At 54.9% G+C, this 266-nt stretch carries 1 protein-coding gene; it reads left to right on the plus strand.

Annotation, left to right across the window (positions count from 1 at the left end; genetic code table 11):
* The coding region (locus B7449_RS22575; protein ID WP_048884111.1) for a hypothetical protein at positions 1–227 on the plus strand (227 nt) is incomplete at its 5' end.
* Positions 228–266 lie beyond the last annotated feature (39 nt).

Raw genomic sequence — 266 nt, forward strand, 5'->3', positions numbered from 1 at the left:
CACAGGGACTCTGTCATCATCCGGCTCCTTCTGGTGGGAAGAAGCCAGAGTGCTTGGCCCGATCAGGACAGTTCCAAATAAAACAGATCGCTCACGGCGTGGTGACAGACCTCCACATCGCACCAATCCCGCGCAGCGGGTTCGTTCTACCCGCCAAGTCAGACGTTCCATTCCGGCTGTTCATTCAGGAAGAAATTATCTTTGAGCAAGGCGGGCATGATCTGTGAAGTGGATATGTCCGCTGGGACGTCGTATCTGCACTGTGC

The sequence above is a fragment of the Komagataeibacter intermedius TF2 genome (genome assembly GCF_000964425.1).
Classification (GTDB): domain Bacteria; phylum Pseudomonadota; class Alphaproteobacteria; order Acetobacterales; family Acetobacteraceae; genus Komagataeibacter; species Komagataeibacter intermedius.